12 protein-coding genes and 1 pseudogene are annotated in these 11,462 nt (G+C 73.2%); all 13 read right to left on the reverse strand.

Annotated features, from left to right (window positions below):
- Nucleotide 1: 1 nt before the first annotated feature.
- The 13 genes and pseudogenes from BMW67_RS06115 to BMW67_RS15950 all read right to left on the reverse strand — a co-directional run bounded on the left by BMW67_RS06115 (nucleotide 2) and on the right by BMW67_RS15950 (nucleotide 11,462).
- Entirely contained in the window at nucleotides 2-787 is a 786-nt protein-coding gene (locus BMW67_RS06115; RefSeq protein ID WP_072746397.1) for an enoyl-CoA hydratase/isomerase family protein, read from the reverse strand.
- On the reverse strand, nucleotides 784-1,365 hold the full coding sequence (locus tag BMW67_RS06120; protein WP_083581176.1) for a TetR/AcrR family transcriptional regulator: 582 nt from the start codon (nucleotides 1,363-1,365) through the stop codon (nucleotides 784-786). Before BMW67_RS06120 ends, BMW67_RS06115 begins: the two co-directional genes overlap by 4 nt.
- A gap of 95 nt (nucleotides 1,366-1,460) precedes the next feature.
- Nucleotides 1,461-2,441, reverse strand: a complete 981-nt coding sequence (locus BMW67_RS06125) for an energy transducer TonB (RefSeq protein ID WP_072746395.1) — start codon at nucleotides 2,439-2,441, stop codon at nucleotides 1,461-1,463.
- The gene (locus BMW67_RS06130; protein ID WP_072746394.1) at nucleotides 2,438-2,821 is read right to left on the reverse strand and encodes a biopolymer transporter ExbD; all 384 of its coding nucleotides are present in this window, start codon (nucleotides 2,819-2,821) and stop codon (nucleotides 2,438-2,440) included. Before BMW67_RS06130 ends, BMW67_RS06125 begins: the two co-directional genes overlap by 4 nt.
- A 3-nt stretch (nucleotides 2,822-2,824) precedes the next feature.
- A complete protein-coding gene (locus tag BMW67_RS06135; RefSeq protein WP_072746393.1) occupies nucleotides 2,825-3,199 on the reverse strand; it encodes an ExbD/TolR family protein in 375 nt (124 codons plus the stop codon).
- Between the two features lies 1 nt (nucleotide 3,200).
- Nucleotides 3,201-4,322, reverse strand: coding sequence for a MotA/TolQ/ExbB proton channel family protein (locus BMW67_RS06140; RefSeq protein ID WP_072746392.1), 1,122 nt, complete (start codon nucleotides 4,320-4,322; stop codon nucleotides 3,201-3,203).
- Complete coding sequence (locus BMW67_RS06145; protein ID WP_177174485.1) at nucleotides 4,319-5,398, reverse strand: siderophore-interacting protein; 1,080 nt, start codon at nucleotides 5,396-5,398, stop codon at nucleotides 4,319-4,321. Before BMW67_RS06145 ends, BMW67_RS06140 begins: the two co-directional genes overlap by 4 nt.
- An 11-nt stretch (nucleotides 5,399-5,409) precedes the next feature.
- A complete protein-coding gene (locus BMW67_RS06150) occupies nucleotides 5,410-6,198 on the reverse strand; it encodes an ABC transporter ATP-binding protein (protein ID WP_281246143.1) in 789 nt (262 codons plus the stop codon).
- Between the two features lie 35 nt (nucleotides 6,199-6,233).
- On the reverse strand, nucleotides 6,234-7,250 hold the full coding sequence (locus BMW67_RS06155) for a FecCD family ABC transporter permease (protein WP_072746389.1): 1,017 nt from the start codon (nucleotides 7,248-7,250) through the stop codon (nucleotides 6,234-6,236).
- The gene (locus tag BMW67_RS06160; RefSeq protein ID WP_083581151.1) at nucleotides 7,247-8,326 is read right to left on the reverse strand and encodes a FecCD family ABC transporter permease; all 1,080 of its coding nucleotides are present in this window, start codon (nucleotides 8,324-8,326) and stop codon (nucleotides 7,247-7,249) included. Before BMW67_RS06160 ends, BMW67_RS06155 begins: the two co-directional genes overlap by 4 nt.
- Nucleotides 8,316-9,311: an iron-siderophore ABC transporter substrate-binding protein gene (locus BMW67_RS06165; RefSeq protein ID WP_072746388.1), complete on the reverse strand. Its 996-nt coding sequence runs from the start codon at nucleotides 9,309-9,311 to the stop codon at nucleotides 8,316-8,318. Before BMW67_RS06165 ends, BMW67_RS06160 begins: the two co-directional genes overlap by 11 nt.
- Nucleotides 9,312-9,368: 57 nt before the next feature.
- A pseudogene (locus BMW67_RS15945) lies at nucleotides 9,369-10,445 on the reverse strand (TonB-dependent siderophore receptor); the annotation flags it as partial.
- Between the two features lie 33 nt (nucleotides 10,446-10,478).
- Nucleotides 10,479-11,462 (reverse strand): TonB-dependent siderophore receptor, encoded by a 984-nt coding sequence (locus BMW67_RS15950; protein ID WP_245728470.1) that lies wholly within the window; start codon nucleotides 11,460-11,462, stop codon nucleotides 10,479-10,481.

An 11,462-nucleotide genomic window follows, 5' to 3' on the forward strand; every position in this document is an offset into this window, starting at 1 on the left:
TTCAGCTGTTCCTGGACAGAAACCGTTCCATCCCCGCCCGCGTCGAGCCAAGGTCGATGCGCGCGGCGAAGGCGTCCCTTTCGGCGGCGAGGCGACGCTCGAGCGCCGCCAGGCGGGCCTCGTCCCACACCAGCCGCTTGGCGGCGACGAGCGCCTGCGGGTCGGCCGCTTCGGCCAGGTCGGCCAGCATCCCGGCGGCGGCGCCCGCCAGCCCGTCGCGCTCCGTCACCAGGTCGGCGATGCCCAGGCGCAAGGCCTCGCGCGCGTCGATGCGGGCGTTGCGCAGCTGCCATGCCAGCGCCCGCCGCGCGCCGACCGTTTCGGGCAGAAGGGCCGCCCAGCCGCCGTCGGGGGCGAAGCCGACCTCGCGATACCAGGGCTGAAGGAACGCATCCTCGGACAGCGCCGCAAGGTCGGCCGCCAGCACCAGGCCCGCCGCCCCGCCGGTGATCGCGCCTTGCGCGGCCGTGACCACGATCGCGTCGCGCGCCTTCAGCGCCAGCACGATGCGCTGCAGCGCCCCGACCAGCGCCGCCGCATGCGCCGCCGCGCGCCCCTCGCGCGCGGCGCGGTCGAAGGCGGCGATGTCGCCCCCGGTCGAGAAATGGCGCCCCTCGGCCGCGATCAGCACGAAGGGCGCGTCGGCGTCTTCGGCGAGCGCCGCCTCGAGCTCGGCCAGGAACGGCTCGGTCAGCGCGTTGCAGCGCGCGGGGTTGTTCAGCGTCACCGCCAGCGCGCGCAGCCCGCCGGGCAGCGCGATCCGCTCGGCCTTGACCATCGCGCTCATGGGGCCAGCCCGTCGCGGATCATGTCGAAGGCGGCCTCGACCACATGGTCCAGATCCCCGCCGCCCTCCCACAGCACGAAGCGGTCGCCAAGGCTCTTGGCGATGCCCATGAGCATCCAGGCCCGCACCTCGTTGTCGCCGGGGCGGATGCTGCCCTCGGCCTCGGCCTTGTCGAGCGACTGGCGGTAGGCCTCGGCGAACTCGGTGAAATAGGCGCGATAGGCGGGGGGATCGACGAAGCGCGCCTCTTCGACGATGCGGTAGAGCGCCGGGCGTTCGGCTGCGAAGCGCAGGAAGGCGGCAAGCCCGCGTCTTTCGGCCTCGAGCCTGTCGGGCGCATCGGCCACCGCCCGCGCCATGGCCCGGCGCGTCATCCGCCCCATTTCGCGGACCAGCTCGGAGAAGATCTCCTCCTTGCCCGAGAAATAGATGTAGAGCGTGCCTTGCGCCGCGCCCGCGGCGCGGGTGATGTCGGCCACCGACGTGTCCGCATAGCCGCGCGCGCCGAACATCTGTTCCGCTGCGGCCAGGATCTGGGCGCGGCGCTCGCGGCCTCTCTTGGTCTTGGGGGCGGACATCGTCCTCTCTTCATGAAACATGACTCATGTCTCATTATCATGGCGGCGCGCGCCAGTCAAAGCATGCGGGACGGGCGTGCGGCGGCCGCGATCGCTCAGCGCTTGGTCAGCATGGCCAGCGAAAAGACGTATGAGTCGCCCGGCAGCTCGCGCGGCGCCGCGGGGAAGCGGCCGACGCGCCGGACGGCCTCGAGGGCGGCGCGGTCAAGGGCCGGATGGCCGGACGAGCGCGAGATCTCGACCTCAAGCAACCGGCCGTCGCGCGAGACGGCGATCCTGAGGCGGACCTCTCCGGCCGCGTTCGCGCCTCGCGGCGGGCGCTTGGCGCGCTCGATGCTGGCGCGGATCCTCGCGCCCCATTGCGCCAGCGCAGTCGTCGCGCGGCCGCCCGAAGGCTTGGCCGCCGCGCCCGAGGCCGCCCCGGCTCCGGCCGTCGTTCCGGCGGTTGCGCGCGCCGTCGACTCCGCGCCCTGCGCCCCGGCTTCGGCCGTCATGGCCGAGCGATCGGGGCGGGCGGGCCGCTCCTCGGGCGCCGCTTCGCGGGCGGGCGAGGCGCGGGGCCTCGGGCTTTCGGGCGGGGGCGGAGAGGCGGCGACGGCCGCGGACCGCCGAGACGGAGTCTGCCGGGCGTCCGCCGCGTCCGGCGTCTCGGGCAAGGCGGGCGCGGCCGCGGCGGGCTGATCGGGCGAGGGCGGGGCGACCGGCGGCCGATCGGGCGCCGTCGTCGCGGCTGGCGCGGCGAGCGGACGCGGGACGTTCGGCGCCGCGGGCTGCGGGGCGGCCATGCGGATCTCGGCGCGCGGCCCCCGCCCCAGGGCGATGCGCGGCGCGGCGGGAGCGCCGTCGGCCTGCGCCGGCGCCGCGGGCAGGGCGGCCTGCGCAACCCGGGCCTGCGGCGGGCGATCCCAGGCCGCGACCATTTCCGCCACCGCCGCGTCGGCCGCGTTCAGCACGATCGGGGCCGCCCGCCGCGATCCGGCCGCCTCGTCGGCCTGTTCCGGCGCCGACGCGAGCAGAACCGCATGGGCCAGCGTCGCAAGCGCCGCGAAGACGGCGAATTCGGCGGCGCGCCTCATTTTGGCGCGACCACCAGCTCCACGCGGGAAAGGCCCGCCTCGGACAGTTCGCGCAGGATGGCGGCAAGGCGCCGCGCCTCAAGCGCGGCATCGGCGCGCAGCCGCACGGCGCCGCCCTGCGCCCCCGGCCCCGCCAGGGCCGCGATGGCCTGCGCGCCCTCGTGGCCGTCGAAGGCGATCCGGCCGTCGCGGCTGACGAAGACGACCGCCTCGGCCTCGGCCTGCGCATCGGTCCGCGCCCTGGGCGGCGTCGTTTCGAAAGGCTCGGGACGCGTCAGCTGCGAGGTCGTCAGGAAGAAGACGAGCAGCAGGAAGACGACGTTGATCATCGGCACGATCGACTCCCTGCGGGGGCGTCGAGCCGATTCGTTCAGATCCATGTCTCACTCCACCAGAACAAGCGTGACGAAGCCTGCGCGGCGCAACTCTTGGCCGACGTCGACGACTCGCTGAAGGTCGGCGCCCTCGCGGCCGCGCAGGATGATCATGTCCGTGGGCGCGTCGGTCAGCGGCCGCAGCGCGGCGGGCAGGTCGCGCACGACCCTGCCGTTGAGCGCCACGGCGTCGGGCGATATGTCGACCAGGCGCGGCGGGCCGGCATAGGCCGTTCCCCCGGATGAGGCGAGCGGAAGGGGCGTCATGGCCTCGGTTCCGAAGCGCGACGCCAGCATGAAGAAGACGAGCAGCAGGAACACCACGTCGATCATGGGCGTCAGGCTGGGCTTTCGCCCTGGGCGGGGGGGCGGAGCGAGCTGCATCTCATTCCGCCGCCAGCCGCAGCTTCTCGGGCCGCGCCGCGACGAAGATGCGCGTGGCGTTGTCCTCGATGTCGGCGCGCATACGCTCGACGACGGACTCGAACCATGTCAGCGCCGCCGAAGCCGGGATCGCCACGGCCATGCCGGCCGCCGTGGTCAGGAGCGCCTCCCAGATGCCGCCCGCGAGCAGTGCGGGATCGGCGCGCGACCCCGCTTCCTGCAGGGTCCGGAATGCGGCGATCATGCCCAGAACCGTTCCCAGAAGGCCAAGCAGGGGCGCGATGCCGGCGACAAGTTCGAGCGCGCCCAGCCCCTCTCTCGCCATGGCCAGCTGACGCTTGGCGACGCGCGCCGTCTCTTCGCGCGCGGCTTCGACGGGCAGGCGCTCGAGACTGCGCATGGCGGCGGCCAGGACTTGCGCGCGGACCCCGCGCCGCCCCTCGACAAGGGCCAGCGCGCCGGCCGCGTCCGCCCTCCGCCAGGTCTCGACCGCGCGTTCGGCCCGGCCGCGCGACCAAGCCCCCATGAGCGCCAGGCGCCAGATCTTCCACAGGATCAGCGCCAGCGTCGCCACCGAAAGCGCCGCGATGGCCCACATCGCCGGGCCGCCGTCGCGCAGGAAGGTCCAGGCCCGGCCGCCTGCGACCCCCATCGCCGACAGGATCGAAGCCGAGGCCGCGCCGGGCGCGGGCGCCTCGGCCCGCGCCCCGTCGCCTGCCGCCGCAGCCGTCGCGCCCGCTTCGCTTGCGCCGGGCGCGGAAGGCCCCATCGCGGCGTCGGACGCCGCTTCGGCCTGCGCGCCGACGGCTTCGCCGGGCGCCGCGGCCTTCGGGGCGGCGGCGTCGGCCGGCGCCCGGGTCGCCGGCGCAGAGGCTTCCTGGCCGGAGGCGGCGAGGGTCGAGCCTGCGCGCGGCGTCGGCCCCTCGGGGCCGCCGCGAGGCGCGGGCCCGGCCTTTTCGGGCTGCGCGGGCGCGACGATCTCGGGCGGCGCATCCGCGGTCGCAGGGGGGCGGGGGCTCTCCTGCGCGGCGGCCGCGGCGGCCAGCGCGCACAGCGCGAGCATGGCCCATCCCGCCGGCGCGGCGCCCGGGCGGCCCGGCGAGGGGAAGCTGAATCGGGTCATGTCCGGTTTCCTCGTTTGCTCTCGTCCCGCGTCCAGTAGGCGGCGACGTGGTGGTCGCGAAGATCGACGCCGTTTGCCCTGCACCAGTCGCGCAGCATTTGCGCGCCGGCCTTCTCGGCGGCGAACCACAGGCTGCGCGCCGGATCGTCGGAGCGTTCGGCGATGGCGATCCTGGCCAGCCGCGTCGCCGAGCCTTGCGCCAGCCAGCGAAGGCGCACGCCCGGATGGGTCGGCAGGGGGTAGGAGGATGGCGCCGCGCCGGCGGCGCTCAGCACCGCATGCCCGGTCGCGTCGGGCGGCAGGGCCTCGAGAATCCTCGCCACCGCGGGATAGCCGGTTTCATCGGCGTAAAGCGCGATCCGGCGCGTTCGCGGGACGCCGCCGCCGCCCGGTCCCGCAAGCCCGACGCGCGCGCCCGCCGCGACGGACCGCGCCCATGCGCTCGCGCGTCCGCCCTCGTGCACGAACAGATCGAACGTCAGCTCGCCGCGCGCCGCATCGACGCGGCGCGCCGTATAGACCGGTCGGTGCAGCGCCTTGGCCCCCTTGGGCCAGATCGTGGCGCCGCCGGGGCCGATGCGGGGCCATTCGGGAGCCGGGTCGCCGGGCGGAGGAAGCACGAGGCGAAAGTGGATGGCGTCGTCGCCATAGGCCGACAGATCCTCGGCGCGCGCCGTGACGCGAAGGAAGTCGCGGCAGAGCGGCGCGGCCGAGAGGATCTCGGCGAGCTGGAAGTTGGGCGGCCGGCCCCCTTCCGGCGCGGCGTCCGACCAGCGCAGGCGCTGGGCCGCGGCGGGATCGATGGCCGACGCGTGCTCGCTCAGCGCCTCCTTCAACGCGAACAGCCAGTCGGCCCGGGGCGAGTCGACCTCGGCGCGCGCCGCGCCGGCCTCGACGATCAGCCGGCAACGACCGTAGGCGGTCGCGATCGCCAGCGACGCGCCGTCGTCGCGCAGAACCTCCAGCCCATGCTCGCGCGCCTGCGCCAGCAGGGCCTTGCGCAGCGCCGCCAGGTCCAGCCCCGGAAGCGCGGTTTCGGCGCCATGGGCGAAGTCGCCATGAGGGGACAGGGTCACGGGCATCTCCTTCAGGCAGGGATGACATGGGGCCGGCCATGGACCGGATCGCGGATCACCGTGCAGGGCAGCGAGAAGACCTCCTGCATCGTCTCGGCGGTCACGACCTCGGCGGGCGGGCCCTGGCGGCGCACCTTCCCGTCCTTCAGCGCGACGATGTGATCGGCGAAGCGTGCGGCCAGGTTGACGTCGTGAAGAACCATCGCGACGGTTAGTCCGGCGTCGCGGTTGAGCTGGCGGATCAGCGCCAGCAGCTCGATCTGGCGGGGCAGGTCCAGATAGGTCGTCGGCTCGTCCAGCAGCAGCAGCTCGGGGTCCTGCGCCAGGGCCATGGCGATCCAGGCGCGCTGCCTCTGCCCGCCCGAAAGCGTGTCGAGCATGCGCGAGGACAGGCCTTCGAGCCCCGCCAGGCTCAGCGCCCGCTCGACCGCCTCGGCGTCCGCGCGCGACCACTGCCGCAGAACGGACTGATGCGGCGTGCGTCCCCGACGGACAAGGTCGAGCACGGTCAGCCCCTCGGGCGCGGCGGGCGACTGCGGCAGGATGGCCAGGCGCCGCGCGACCTGGCGCGAGCGTTGTTTCTCGATGGGCCGTCCGTCCAGCATGACCCGCCCGCCTTGCGTCGGGATCAGCCGGGCCAGGGCCCGCAGCAGGGTCGACTTGCCGCAGGCGTTGGGGCCGACGATGGCGGTGACCTTGCCGTCCGGGATGTCGAGCGACATCGCGTCGAGCACCGTCCGTCCGGGATAGCCGACCGAGATCTCCTCGGCCCGCAGGCGGTTCATGGACCGTTGCGACATGCTCGGAGAACCTTCTCGTCCGTCTTGCGAAAACGTCACAGCCGCCGCCTCCGCGCCTCGATCCACAACAGCCAGACCAGAACGGGCGCGCCCGCCATGGCGGCGAAGACGCCCGCGGGCAGCCGGAAGGTCGGGACCATCCGCGCCGCAAGGTCCGCGCCCAGCGTGACCGTCGCTCCGGTCAGCGCCGCGGCCGCAAGCGCCGGTCCCGCGCATCGCGTCAGGCGGCGCGCGATGGGGCCCGAGACGAAGGCGACGAAGGGCAGCGGCCCCGCGACGCTCACCGCCAGCGCCACCAGCGCGACCGCCAGCGCCGCGACGGCCAGCCGCAGCCGCGCCAAACGCAGCCCCAGCCCGGCGGCGAGGTCGTCGGACAGCGCCATGCGCCCAAGTGGAAAGCCGAGCCAGAGCGCGGCCGGAGACAGCAGCGCCAGTCCCGCCCACGCCAGGGCTGCGTCCTCGGGGCTGCGCGCGTGCAGCGTTCCGGTCAGCCAGCGCGCCATGTCGGCGGCGGTGCGCTCGTCGGCGAAGCTGAGCAGCAGATCGGCCGTCGCGCCCAGCGTCAGGTTGGCGCCGACGCCCACCAGGATCAGGCGATGCGCGTCGAGCCCGCCCCGCCAGGCGAGCGCGACGACCGCGCAGGCCGTCAGCGCCCCGCCCGCCAGCGCTCCGCCCACGATCATTCCGCCGGTCGTCAGCGCCGCAAGCAGCGCGCCCGCATTCGCCCCGGCGACGAAGCCGATGATGTCGGGCGCGGCCAGCGGGTTGCGCAGCATGGTCTGGACCATCGCGCCCGCAAGGCCCAGCGCCGCGCCGGCGCCGATGGCGGTCAGAATGCGCGGCAGGCGGTGCTCGAGCACGATCATGGCCGCGACGGCGTCGCCCCGGCCGGTCGCGGCCTGCCATATCTCGCCGGCCGAGAGCGGATAGCCGCCCCAGGCAAGGGCCGCCAGTCCCAGCGCCGCGAGGCAAAGCGAAAGGCCCAGCGACGCCGCCAGCGGGCGCGGGCGAAGCGGCGCGCAAACGGGGCCGATGCGAACCGCGCGCATCATGACATGCGCCCTTCCTTCGCGCGGGCCAGCCAGATCAGCGCGGGGCCGCCGATCAGCGCCGACATCACGCCAGCCTGCATGGCGCCGCCGAACAGGGGCGATCGGCCGGCAAGCTCGGCCAGCGTCATCAGCCCTGCGCCGAACACGCCGGCGCAGGGGACCAGCCACAGCATGTCGTTGCGCATCGCCGCGCGCGCCATGTGCGGCACGATCAGGCCGACGAAGGCGATCGGGCCAGCCATGGCGACCGTGCTCGAGGCGAGCAGCACGATGGCCAGACCGGCCAGCAGCCTTGCGCCGCCCACCCTCACGCCCAGCCCGCGCGCCGCATCCTCGCCCAGCGCCAGAGCGTCGATCAGCGCCGCGGCGGCCAGCGCCGCCAGCGCCCCGGCCGCAAAGAAGGGCCACAGCGCGCCGAGCGTGTGCGCCGTGACGTTGTCGAACCCGCCCAGCACCCAGAACCGATAGGTTTCGAGGCTTTGCCGGCTCATCAGAAGCAGCCCGCGCACCATGGCCAGAAAGAAGGCCGACAGCGCCGCGCCCGCCAGCAGCAGGCGCGCCGGGCTGGCCTGCGCCCCGCCGCCCAGGGCGAAGACCGCCGCCGCGCCAAGCGCGCCCCCGCCCAACGCAAGCCAGATCTGCTGCGAAGGCGCGCCCATGCCGAACAGGAAGGTTCCGCCGATCACCCCGGCCGCCGCGCCCGCGTTGATGCCCAGAAGGCCCGGGTCGGCCAGCGGGTTGCGGGTCATTCCCTGCATGAGCGCGCCCGCGATCCCAAGGCCCGCCCCGGCAAGAAGCGCCCCGACAAGGCGCGGCAGCCGCAGCTCGCGGATCACGATCTGCTCGGGATCGGTCGGCTCATAGGCGATCAGCGCCTGCGCGAGATCGGCCCAGCCGACGGGGCGCAGCCCAAGCCGCAGAGCCAGCGCCGACAAGAGGACCAGCGCCGCGCACGAAGCCAGCAGCGTCATGCGCCGGGATCGCCCCGCGCGCGCCCGGCGCGCATGGTCGCGCGAGACGTCGTCGAGAAGGCGATCGGCCCGCACGGGCGCGCGTCCGGCCGAGTCAACGCGCATCGGTCGCCTCCCGTCCAAGGATGCCGGCCTGCCGCGACGTGGCGACCACGGTCGCCGGATCGCCGTCCATCGCCGCCTCGAGCAGGGGCGTCAGCCGGTCCAGCGCGTAGTCGAGGCTGAGCGGGCTCGAATGCGACAGCGCGGCCGAAAGCATCAGATCGGAATAGATCTCGCGCCCTTCGGCATGAGCGCGCATCGTGCGGCGCAGGGGAAGCGTCCTCAGGCGCTCGACCGAGGCGCCGGAGTCGAGCCAGATCAGGGCGTCCACGTCGATCGCGGACAAGTCCTCGGGCGGAATGCGCACATAGGCGCGGTTGAGGCTGCCGCGCGCCTCGACGGCCGCCGGCGCGACGAAGCCCAGCTCGCGCAGCAGACGGCCGCGGATGTCGCGCGAAGTGTAGGCGCCGACCGAGCCGGCCCAGACCATGACGGCGCTCGCTCCCTGCCAGTCGGGATGCGCGGCGCGGATCCGCGCGAAGCGCGCTTCGAGGCGGGCGATCTCGGCCTCGGCCCTTTCGAGGCGTCCGGTCGCCATGCCGAGCGTGCGCAGCATCTCCTGCCAGGGCGCGCCATAGGGGCCCCATTCGGCGCGATGGGCGATGGTGGGCGCGATCTGCGACAGCAGGCGATGGTCGTAGGCGGTCATGCCGCTCCACTGTCCGACGATCAGGTCGGGGCGCATGGCGGCGATGGCCTCGATGTCGATCTCGCCCTGCATGACGATGGGCTCGGCGTCGCCCAGCGCCTCCTGCGCCCAGGGCCAGACGCCGTGGGGATGGTCGCCATACCATTTGCGCAGCGCGTAGGGCTTCACGCCAAGGGCCAGCAGGAAATCATGGCCGATGAAGCTGAGCGAGACGACGCGGCTTGGCGGCGCGGGGATCTCGGCCGTGCCGAAGGCATGCGCGATGCGCACGGGAAACTCCTGCGCCGCGGCGGGCGCGCCGAGCAGAAGAAACGGGACAAGTCGCAGCGAACGCAGCATCGCAGGGCGCCTCGTGGAAAGGGGGCGGGCTCCGTCGCCGGAGCCGCCCGGGACGTCTCAGAAGGCGGAGGTCAGGGTCAGCGTGACGTTGCGGCCCTCGCCGAAATAGCAGGCGCCGCTCTGGCATGTGGTGACGTGGCGCTTGTCGGTCAGATTCGTGACGTTGAGCGCCAGCCGCCAATTGTCCCGCTCGTAGGCGATGCTGGCGTCCGCCAGCGTGTAGGCCGGCGTCTTCTGCGCCCCGGCGCCGTCCCAGGCCGATCCGTTGTGGCGAAGCCCGCCGCCCAGCCGAAGGCCGGGAAGGGCGGCCGGGGCGTATTCGAGCCAGAAGGAGGCCGCGTGCGCCGGAACCTGCGCGATGTCGAACCCGGCCTCGTTCCTGGTGTCGAGAAACGTGTATGCCGCCTGGATCGACATTTCGCCGAAGCTGTGGCGAAGCTCGAGCTCGAAGCCGCGCGCAGACGCCTCGCCGCTCTGGATCTGAAAGCCCGGATTGTCGGGGTCGGCGACCAGCATGTTGGACTTGGTCAGGTCGAACGCCGCAGCCGAGATCAGCGTGTCGGAGCCGGGGGGCTGGAACTTCACGCCCAGCTCGATCTGCTCGCCTTCGGTCGGCTCGAAGGCCTTGCCGTTCGCGTCCGCGCCGATGGCATCCTGCTGGAAGCTGGTCGCGTAGCTGGCATAGGGCGCAAGGCCGTTGTCGAAGCGATACATCACCGCGGCGTTGCCGGTCAGTTTCCGGTCGCTGGCCGCCGCCGAGCTTGCGCCGAAGTTTCCGGTCGAGGGGCCCGTTTCGACGCCGCCGTAGCGCAGTCCGAAATCGACGATCCAGCGGTCGAGCAAGAGGCGGTTCTGGGCGTAGACGCCCCACTCGTCCACCGAAGTTCCCGGCGTGTCGGTGACGCTGATGGGGTTGAAGCCGGCGTAGACCGGGTTGAAGGGGTCGATGGGCGCGACCTGGGCGCCGTATCCGAAGTCGGAATCGTACGTCCCGCGCGCCAGGCTCGCGCCCAGCATCGTCCGCATCCGCGCGTCCGCCAGCGCGTATTCGGCGGTGGCGTAGGCGTCGAAGGCCAGCGTCTTGAGCGTGTTTTCGGCGCGATAGAAGGTGCGGTTGATGGTGCCGTCGGGGTTGTAGCGTCCGTTGGCGAAATTGTCGAAGGCCCACTAGGCGTGCTGATACTCGGCCTCGCCCTCGAGGTATCGGAAATTGGCGTCGACGCGCCACACCGGGTCGAAGCGGTGGCCGAACATGGCGGTGACGCTGCGCTGCTCGGACTCGAACCTGTCGAAGCCCGGCTCGCCCACGAACAGGCTGTCGGGAAGGAACCTGCCGTTGCCGAAGCCGGTGGCGGGCAGCAGCGTGCCGTAGATCGAGGCGAACTGGATCAGGGGGCTGCGGTCGGCGTCCTGGTAGTTCAGCAGGATGGTCAGCTCGGTGTCCGCGTCGGGCTTCCAGGAAAGGGACGGAGCAAGGGCGAGCACGTCGTCCTGCGAATGGTCGACCTGGGTTCGCGAGTCGCGCGCGACGCCGACGAGGCGGTAGCGCAGCGCGCCCTCCGCGTCGATCCGGCCGCCGACGTCCAGCGCGCCCTGCACGCGATCGAAGGATCCGACCTGAAGCTGCCAGAGGCGCGGCGCGTCCTGCGCCGCGGTTTTCGAGACGGTGTTGACCACGCCGCCAACCGAGCCGCTGCCATACAGTCCCGACGCCGGCCCGCGCAGCGCCGCGACGCTTTCGAGCATGAAGGGTTCGGGCGTGGCGTCGTTGTAGTAGCCGTAGCGCGCGGGCAGGCCGTCATGCAGCGTGCTGGGGCGGAAGCCGCGGATCAGCGACCAGTCCGAGCGCGCGTCCAGCCCCCACTGGCCGGCGACCACGCCGGACGAGTATTTCAGCGCATCCTCGACCGTTCGCGCGCCGCGCCGCTGAAGCTGCTCTTGCGTCACCACCGTGACCGAGCGCGGCGTCAGCGCGATGGGGTCGTCGGTCTTCATGATCGCGCCGACGTCGGCGGCGAAAGGTTCCGCGAAGAATCCGTCGTGCGACCGGCCTTCGATCGTGATCCGTTCCAGTTCGATGACCTCTTGCGCCATGGCCGGCATGGCCGCCGCCAGGGCGCAGACCGAGGCCGCTGCGCGCGTGCGAAGCAT

The organism is Oceanicella actignis, assembly GCF_900111545.1.
Taxonomy (GTDB): domain Bacteria; phylum Pseudomonadota; class Alphaproteobacteria; order Rhodobacterales; family Rhodobacteraceae; genus Oceanicella; species Oceanicella actignis.

Bases quoted from the DNA above. Each gene is read 5' to 3' on its own strand.
- BMW67_RS06135 (WP_072746393.1), bottom strand. From the start codon at position 3,199: ATGCAGCTCGCTCCGCCCCCCCGCCCAGGGCGAAAGCCCAGCCTGACG.
- BMW67_RS06125 (WP_072746395.1), bottom strand. From the start codon at position 2,441: ATGAGGCGCGCCGCCGAATTCGCCGTCTTCGCGGCGCTTGCGACGCTG.
- BMW67_RS15950 (WP_245728470.1), bottom strand. From the start codon at position 11,462: ATGCTTCGCACGCGCGCAGCGGCCTCGGTCTGCGCCCTGGCGGCGGCC.
- BMW67_RS06130 (WP_072746394.1), bottom strand. From the start codon at position 2,821: ATGGATCTGAACGAATCGGCTCGACGCCCCCGCAGGGAGTCGATCGTG.
- BMW67_RS06165 (WP_072746388.1), bottom strand. From the start codon at position 9,311: ATGCTGCGTTCGCTGCGACTTGTCCCGTTTCTTCTGCTCGGCGCGCCC.
- BMW67_RS06155 (WP_072746389.1), bottom strand. From the start codon at position 7,250: ATGATGCGCGCGGTTCGCATCGGCCCCGTTTGCGCGCCGCTTCGCCCG.
- BMW67_RS06115 (WP_072746397.1), bottom strand. From the start codon at position 787: ATGAGCGCGATGGTCAAGGCCGAGCGGATCGCGCTGCCCGGCGGGCTG.
- BMW67_RS06140 (WP_072746392.1), bottom strand. From the start codon at position 4,322: ATGACCCGATTCAGCTTCCCCTCGCCGGGCCGCCCGGGCGCCGCGCCG.
- BMW67_RS06120 (WP_083581176.1), bottom strand. From the start codon at position 1,365: ATGTCCGCCCCCAAGACCAAGAGAGGCCGCGAGCGCCGCGCCCAGATC.
- BMW67_RS06160 (WP_083581151.1), bottom strand. From the start codon at position 8,326: ATGCGCGTTGACTCGGCCGGACGCGCGCCCGTGCGGGCCGATCGCCTT.
- BMW67_RS06150 (WP_281246143.1), bottom strand. From the start codon at position 6,198: ATGTCGCAACGGTCCATGAACCGCCTGCGGGCCGAGGAGATCTCGGTC.